The organism is Lysobacter sp. F6437 (assembly GCF_052547215.1).
In genome coordinates this window covers 1-6404 of record NZ_JBQWRB010000006.1, presented here as the reverse complement: position 1 = coordinate 6404, position 6404 = coordinate 1, and the positions used below count along the sequence as shown (strand labels likewise).

9 protein-coding genes are annotated in these 6404 nt (G+C 54.8%); 1 reads left to right on the top strand and 8 read right to left on the bottom strand.

Annotated elements, in window-relative coordinates; all coding sequences use genetic code 11:
- Positions 1-84: 84 nt before the first annotated feature.
- The 6 genes from ACT9F5_RS13910 to ACT9F5_RS13885 form a co-directional block, all read right to left on the bottom strand.
- Positions 85-837 carry a hypothetical protein gene (locus ACT9F5_RS13910; protein ID WP_445120565.1) on the bottom strand — a complete coding sequence of 251 codons (753 nt, stop codon included), beginning with the start codon at positions 835-837 and terminating at the stop codon, positions 85-87.
- Positions 838-904: 67 nt separating this feature from the next.
- A complete protein-coding gene (locus ACT9F5_RS13905; protein WP_445120564.1) occupies positions 905-1171 on the bottom strand; it encodes a hypothetical protein in 267 nt (88 codons plus the stop codon).
- The gene (locus tag ACT9F5_RS13900) at positions 1164-1535 is read right to left on the bottom strand and encodes a DUF6864 domain-containing function (RefSeq protein WP_445120563.1); all 372 of its coding nucleotides are present in this window, start codon (positions 1533-1535) and stop codon (positions 1164-1166) included. The genes ACT9F5_RS13905 and ACT9F5_RS13900 overlap by 8 nt, the downstream gene beginning before the upstream one ends.
- 530 nt (positions 1536-2065) lie before the next feature.
- Positions 2066-2476, bottom strand: coding sequence for a hypothetical protein (locus ACT9F5_RS13895; protein ID WP_445120562.1), 411 nt, complete (start codon positions 2474-2476; stop codon positions 2066-2068).
- A gap of 124 nt (positions 2477-2600) precedes the next feature.
- Complete coding sequence (locus ACT9F5_RS13890) at positions 2601-3155, bottom strand: hypothetical protein (protein WP_445120561.1); 555 nt, start codon at positions 3153-3155, stop codon at positions 2601-2603.
- A 446-nt stretch (positions 3156-3601) separates the two neighbouring features.
- The gene (locus ACT9F5_RS13885; RefSeq protein WP_445120560.1) at positions 3602-3814 is read right to left on the bottom strand and encodes a hypothetical protein; all 213 of its coding nucleotides are present in this window, start codon (positions 3812-3814) and stop codon (positions 3602-3604) included.
- A gap of 278 nt (positions 3815-4092) precedes the next feature.
- Between ACT9F5_RS13885 and ACT9F5_RS13880 the strand changes: the two genes are divergently transcribed.
- The gene (locus ACT9F5_RS13880) at positions 4093-4359 is read left to right on the top strand and encodes a hypothetical protein (RefSeq protein WP_445120559.1); all 267 of its coding nucleotides are present in this window, start codon (positions 4093-4095) and stop codon (positions 4357-4359) included.
- Positions 4360-5443: 1084 nt separating this feature from the next.
- On the opposite strand, the gene ACT9F5_RS13875 is transcribed toward ACT9F5_RS13880, so the two are convergent.
- Both ACT9F5_RS13875 and ACT9F5_RS13870 read right to left on the bottom strand, forming a co-directional pair.
- Positions 5444-5761 carry a hypothetical protein gene (locus ACT9F5_RS13875; protein ID WP_445120558.1) on the bottom strand — a complete coding sequence of 106 codons (318 nt, stop codon included), beginning with the start codon at positions 5759-5761 and terminating at the stop codon, positions 5444-5446.
- Positions 5762-5894: 133 nt separating this feature from the next.
- Entirely contained in the window at positions 5895-6212 is a 318-nt protein-coding gene (locus tag ACT9F5_RS13870; protein WP_445120557.1) for a hypothetical protein, read from the bottom strand.
- Positions 6213-6404 lie beyond the last annotated feature (192 nt).

Below are 6404 nucleotides of genomic sequence, written 5' to 3'. Positions count from 1 at the left end.
AACGGTATGGCTACGAAACACCAAAACAACGCCTATTCGGCGGCTGAGGGTTGTCGCACTTGGTGGTTGAATTCACCGTGCAGCCTACACAGGCGGCAGCGTGAAGCCAAACAATAGCCGCAGGATTAGCAAGATCACGCCAATAGTTCCCAGAAAGATTGCCGCCTTGATGAAGCGCCTGCGACCCTTTGGCCAATCGGTCGGTACCCGTTTGGCCAGTGTCTTTGACCAACCGCTAAGTAGCCAGCCAACAGTGGCTGAAAGGAAGAGAGATAGCCACTGCGGGAGATACTTATAAATTACGCTCGTTCCGTCCTTGATGGTCGCACCCACAATCGCGCCTTGCAAAGTTATCTCGGGATCTTTTTGTCCCGCGTACACGACCTTCACACGTGCACCCAGGCCCGGATCTAGGTGCTTGAAGCTGATACTTAGCGCTGTTTTGCTACCTGTGACCGGGGACAAGCTGACCTCCGAAATCATGGGTTGATTTTGCTCTACAACTCCGTAGTCGAGAATTCTCTTGGCTCCCGCGAGATTGAGAGTGAGGGGAATGCGAACATCAGAAGGTTCGATGGGTCTCTTTCCGGCGTTCCAGATCGAGGTCTCAACCACGTACACGTTCTCGCGAACCGTGACGCCAGCCTTGTCCGTAAGCTCTATGCTGGGTGATGCGGCACTGCTGTCAAAGATTTGGACAGACTCTTTTGCCAAGTAGAATGGCTCTCGTCGCTCCTGACTGATGTAGTACAGCCAAAAGCCAAGCAAGATACCGAACACACCAATCGCTGTGCTAAGTAAGTTGTAGGGCTTCTTTAGTTCTTCAGAGAGCGACATTATTTGATCTGCACCCTAACGCCTGAGTTAAGCCGCGCCGCGAAGCGGCGTCGGCTTGAACGAATTGTTAGACCACTTTCGATGATCTACCCGCGCGAACTGAGAGAATCAAAAACGCCAGAGTGGCGGCACCCATCAGTGCAAGAAACACCCAATGGATTTGCAATGTGGTCTGAAGCCCAAGTACGTAGCCAAGAAGCGTGGAGAAAATTGAAAGCGCGACCTCGAAGCAGGTGCGGAAGGTATGAGATGTAGCCGCATGATCAGCCCTGACTAACGGGATGTTGATTGTGGTCGGGGCGGTGACTGTTGTTTTTATGTCCAACTTAGCCATTACCCACCTCGCTGCCGAGGTAAGCAGTGAAGACCACATTTCGAATTTCGGCGTTGTCGCCGAGCCTATTCACTGCGATTAATAGGAAAAGCTCTCTCCCGCCGATGGAGCCGACATGGACCGGCTCTTTAGTGGTCGTGGCAAAAGGGCCCTCACCCCAGTTCGTAAACGTCACCCTCATTGTGAGCGGGTCCGAAGGGGCGAAGCTGAGACTAGTTGGCTCTTCGCTCGGACTGTTAAAGACCAAGTCGAACTTAAGCCTCTCACCGGCGTGCTCAAGCCGAACGGATGTAGTTCCGTGGTCTGGCACCAGGAAATTGAAAGACTCTAAGACATCGAGCCCGTTCGTTGTGATTGGCAGCACATGCAGCTCCAGAAGTGGTCTAACGCCGGAATTAAGCCGACCCGCAACGTGAAGGTTGACGAAGCAACGCAACACCCAGCAGCGGCAGAGTGCCGAAGCCGCGAAGCGGGTTCGGCTTGAATGACTTGTTAGGCGCCAACACTAGCGCGAGAACCCCCACGGCCGGAAGTCCTTCCGCTTGACCCGAAGCCGAGAACAGCAAGCGCGCCCGATGATGCCGCGCGGTGCCCGCCGAAGCGAGCTGTTGCTGCAAGCGCGACGCCAATGGAGCGTTGGAACCTTCCGAAGTCCAGGTGCCGCCGGGACCTGTGAGCGCGCCCGTTGCAGTAGCCGAAGCCAGGCCCACCGAAGCCGAGTCAACCGGGGTCGAAGGGCCTCGATCTGTCACCGAAGACGAGAACCCATTGCTTGAAAAGCTCTTGGGGCCTAACGCCTGAGTTAAGCCGAACTGCGTAGTGGAGCCAAAGGCATGGCAAGCTTTTTCTGCCATGCCTTTGGTGTAACGAAGCAGTTTCGGCTTGAACGAATTGTTAGGCCTCATAGCCTGCTGCAGACGGCCGCCGCTTTGCAAGCAACCGCCCTGCAGGTACACCGACAGCTAACGCTACTACCGTGACCAGCCACTCAATGAAGGTGGCGATGTAGGTACCGCGCGATGGCAGCGCTTGCGAGTACACATGCACTGCCGCCAGAGCGAGCGCGGCTAACACAACAGCTAAAGCAACAGCCAATGCGGCGTGCGCGAATGGGCGATTCGCCTGACGGTATGAGAGGAAAGCAAGGATGCCGGCGTACCCCGAGAGCTGGGTCATGTAGCTGCCCAGCAGCAAGGTAATACCAGTGGAGCCGTCTTGAGATGACAGCGAACTCTCGACGAAACCGACAGCAGTCCCGGCGAAAAGAAGTGCCAGGGCAAACCTAAAGATGATCTTCCAGTTCACTGCGAACCTTCCGTTGAGGCCTAACGCTTGAGTTAAGCCGACTTGCGTAGTGGAGGCAAAAGCGTGGCAAGCTTTTTCTGCCACGCTTTTGCCGTAACGAAGCAAGTTCGGCTTGAACGAATTGTTAGACCGCTCGCTCCATGAGCTCAGATATGCGGTCTGTGATATCTCGGCCGGATTGATTACCGAGAATGATGAACTCCCGCTCCTTGCTCGGAGTAGTGATGATTACACGCCCATCATGTGGGTAGGGACCCATACCCCACTTTTTGTTTGGATTAAAGCTGACAGAGATGATGTCATCGTACTTGAGAGTGAAATCGGCATTGTTCTGGTGGGCAAGGCTATGATCCGATACGTAAGAGCTTGGATCGTTTGGATTGTCATGAACAGCAAGTTGGCTCGTAATGTAGCGAGTGAGGCCGGTGCCAGACGCTACAGCAGTCAGGCCGCGACAGACTTTGCCAGCGATGCCTGTCGCGCCTACTGAAACGAGATACGTACGGTTGAGAATCAACGCGTAGTACTCCATTGCAACAAAGTGCCATGTGTCTTGCATAGAGCGGTCTAACGCTTGAGTTAACCCGACCTGCGTAGTGGAGCCGACAACATGGCAAGCTTTACCTGCCATGTTGTTGGTGGAACGAAGTGGGTTCGGGTTGAACGAATTGTTAGGCACCAACCTAGCGATGTCGGTAGATGGGAGCAAGCACCAGGTACAAGGGAAGAGCCAGAAGCATGACGACGAACGTGACATCGTGCCGGGACCAAGAGTCGGCCCATCTCTCGATCGCGCGGGATGGCCCCAGGAGTCCGGCGAAGACGAGGAGGGCTCCGGCAAGCAGGGCAACCCCAAGACCAAGCTGCCACCCAAGCGAGAAGGAGCCAATGCCGCCGGATTGGTGCGATGAGATCAGGCAGCCTAGTCCGATGAGCAGGCCGCCCAGAGTGGCGAGATAGCTGCGGCAGTAGATGGGCCACGAGAAGCTGTCTACAAGTTTGCCTAGAACTCTCATTGGTGCCTAACGCTTGAGTTAAGCCGACGTGCGTAGCGGAGCCAACAACATGGCAAGCTGTTCTGCCATGTTGTTGGTGGAGCGAAGCGCGTTCGGCTTGAACGAACTGTTAGGCCTGTGCGCGAGAGCGTCTGACCTGCGCAATGCGACCAATGACATAGAGAACAGCGCCTGAGACGAAGCAGAAGCCAGCAATACCGCCATTTAGATATCTTGTGGCCGATGGAACGACAAACGCAGCGACCAGCATGGCCAACGAGATGGCAACCAAAGCAAAGCCAACCTTGAGATAGATGTTCGAGAGTCCAAAGTCCTTACTCATTGCGCATCTCCGTTACGATTACTGTCAACACAGGCCTAACGCCTGAGTTAAGCCGAACCGCGTAGTGGAGCCAAAGGCATGGCAAGCTTTTCCTGCCATGCCTTTGGTGTAACGAAGCGGTTTCGGCTTGAACGAATTGTTAGGCCTATGGCACCACGGGTGGGTGACGCACTGCCTAAGTTGCTGATATCTATGGGTAAGTGACAATAAATAGAGCCTGGCTGCAATATTTTATGCCAGATGGGGAATAACACTCTGGGCCGCAACAAGGGAAGGACATGAGCACCACCACACTGGTTGGCAAACAATCTGGGAAGCGATTGAACAAAATTTGGGGCGTGCAAGCTAAACATGCCCTCTATCACTGTGATGGCCACTGGTTCAACAACCTAGAGCGCTTCCCCGGGGCGCTTTTTGACCCACATGGGTACGTGCTGTTTCAGACAGAGCACGCCTACAGGAGCTCGGCACATCTAAGAGTCACTCAGCAGACGAACGTGCCGAACGGGATTTCTGCGATGCCAGGCTACAACAAAGTCACGTAATAGGCCTAACGCCTGAGTTAAGCCGAACTGCGTAGTGGAGACAACAACATGGCAAGCTTTACCTGCCATGTTGTTGGTGTAACGAAGCGGTTTCGGCTTGAACGAATTGTTAGAGCTCAACACCTTCGCCGTCTCGCACAGTGCGGCACGAAACCGTGTTGGTCAACGTGATCTCTCGTTTGTAGAACCCCATGTGACCGTAATGTCCAACGGGAGACACAACTCCTTGGATCTCTACGTAAACTTGCCCCCAAGGGCTAAATCGTTCTTGGTTGAAGGTAAGGACGTCGCAATTGATACGGCCGGACAACCACCAACTTTCCTCGCGGTTCTTCTGCGGCACGAACTCGCTTCTTTCAAAGCCGAATACATAGTATCCCGCGAACGTTTCAGGTTGAGGCTGCGTGGACGAGTCAACGCCAGTAGTTGCCATCGTCGGTGCAGGTTCACTTGAGCAGCTAGCTAACGTGGCAACTAACAAGATTGCGACACTTCTCATTGTGAGCTCTAACGCCTGAGTTAAGCCGACTTGCGTAGTGGAGCCAAAGCCATGGCAAGCTCTTTCTGCCATGGCTTTGGTGTAACGAAGCAAGTTCGGCTTGAACGAATTGTTAGGCGGCATCTGTATGACGCCACCCATTAGTCATCGATTCCGTCCAGATCATCCCACGAGCTCTTTGAGCCATGTGTTCCTACCCGGGTAAGCCAAGCGCCTTCGTCCGCAGTATCCAAGCGTCCGTAGCTTCGGAGCTGTACTGCAGCGACCGCGCACAAGACGGCCGAGCCAAGCGCGAGCCAGTAGATCCACGGCAACGTGGTACCGACAACCGGATTGGTGGCGATTACAGCCAGGCAACCGGCTAACGGTATGGCGCCTACGCAGAAGGCCGCCAGCCATAGGATCCGACCACGCGCGGCGCGTTCTGCTGTTTTTGCTGATTCCGGCTGCACTGATCTTTCCCTGCCGCCTAACGCCTGAGTTAAGCCGACTTGCGTAGTGGAGCCAAACACATGGCAAGCTCTTTGTGCCATGTGTTTGGTGTAACGAAGCAAGTTCGGCTTGAACGAATTGTTAGGCGCCACACTACGGCTCAAACCCGGCAGGAAGCAACCGGACCTCAGTGACCATGCAGATGCCGTTGCCGCCGGTCAACGGACGGACACCCAGGATGGTTCCCTCGGGCGCGACCTCTGCTTGGACAATGACTACAGATTGCTCGGAACCATCTTCAAGTGCCTGGATTGCACAGCAGGGCAGGGCCATTGGAGCTGCGGTTGACTCACCCGGCACGTAAAAGACAGCAGAACCAGCAGCAACATCAGCTTCTGTGGCTGGACGGCCGGCGATGCATGGCGTGCTGCGCCACGCACTTGCCGAGATTGAACCCCAAAGGTCGGTCATGTTTGTTGTGACGCCTAACGCCTGAGTTAAGCCGACTTGCGTAGTGGAGCCAAAGCCATGGCAAGCTTTTTAGCCATGGCTTTGGTGTAACGAAGCAAGTTCGGCTTGAACGAATTGTTAGGCGGCAAGCCAGCTAGTGCACAACGTCTGGCTCTTCTCCGCCATGCGAGTAGCTGTGAAAGACAAGAACGACTCCGTCTAGCAACGCTTGCTCATAGTACGGCAGTGCCTCCGGCGAGGCTTGTGCCTCAGCATGAGTGAGTAAGTGCTCATCTTCCACGGAGAGCACAATCCAACCCGCTTGGACTATCTCCGCGCTAGCAATTTCTAGCGCCTTCTCCTGGGAGGTCGCCGTGGTGTAGACGTTGACGAACGCGCCGGCAACTTCTTCCACATCCGGGGAGTCGAGACCGGGGCGAGCTGCTATCTGCACGACTCGAATGCTTTCCATGCCGCCTAACCGCCTGAGTTAAGCCGACTTGTGTAGTGGAGCCAAAGCCATGGCAAGCTTTTTGGCCATGGCTTTGGTGTAACGAAGCAAGTTCGGCTTGAACGAATTGTTAGGGCTCGGGAATTGCCAAACTAAGTGCGACAACCCGCGCCCAAAGAACAAGAGAGGTGAGCTGGCAGACTGGATGGGTCT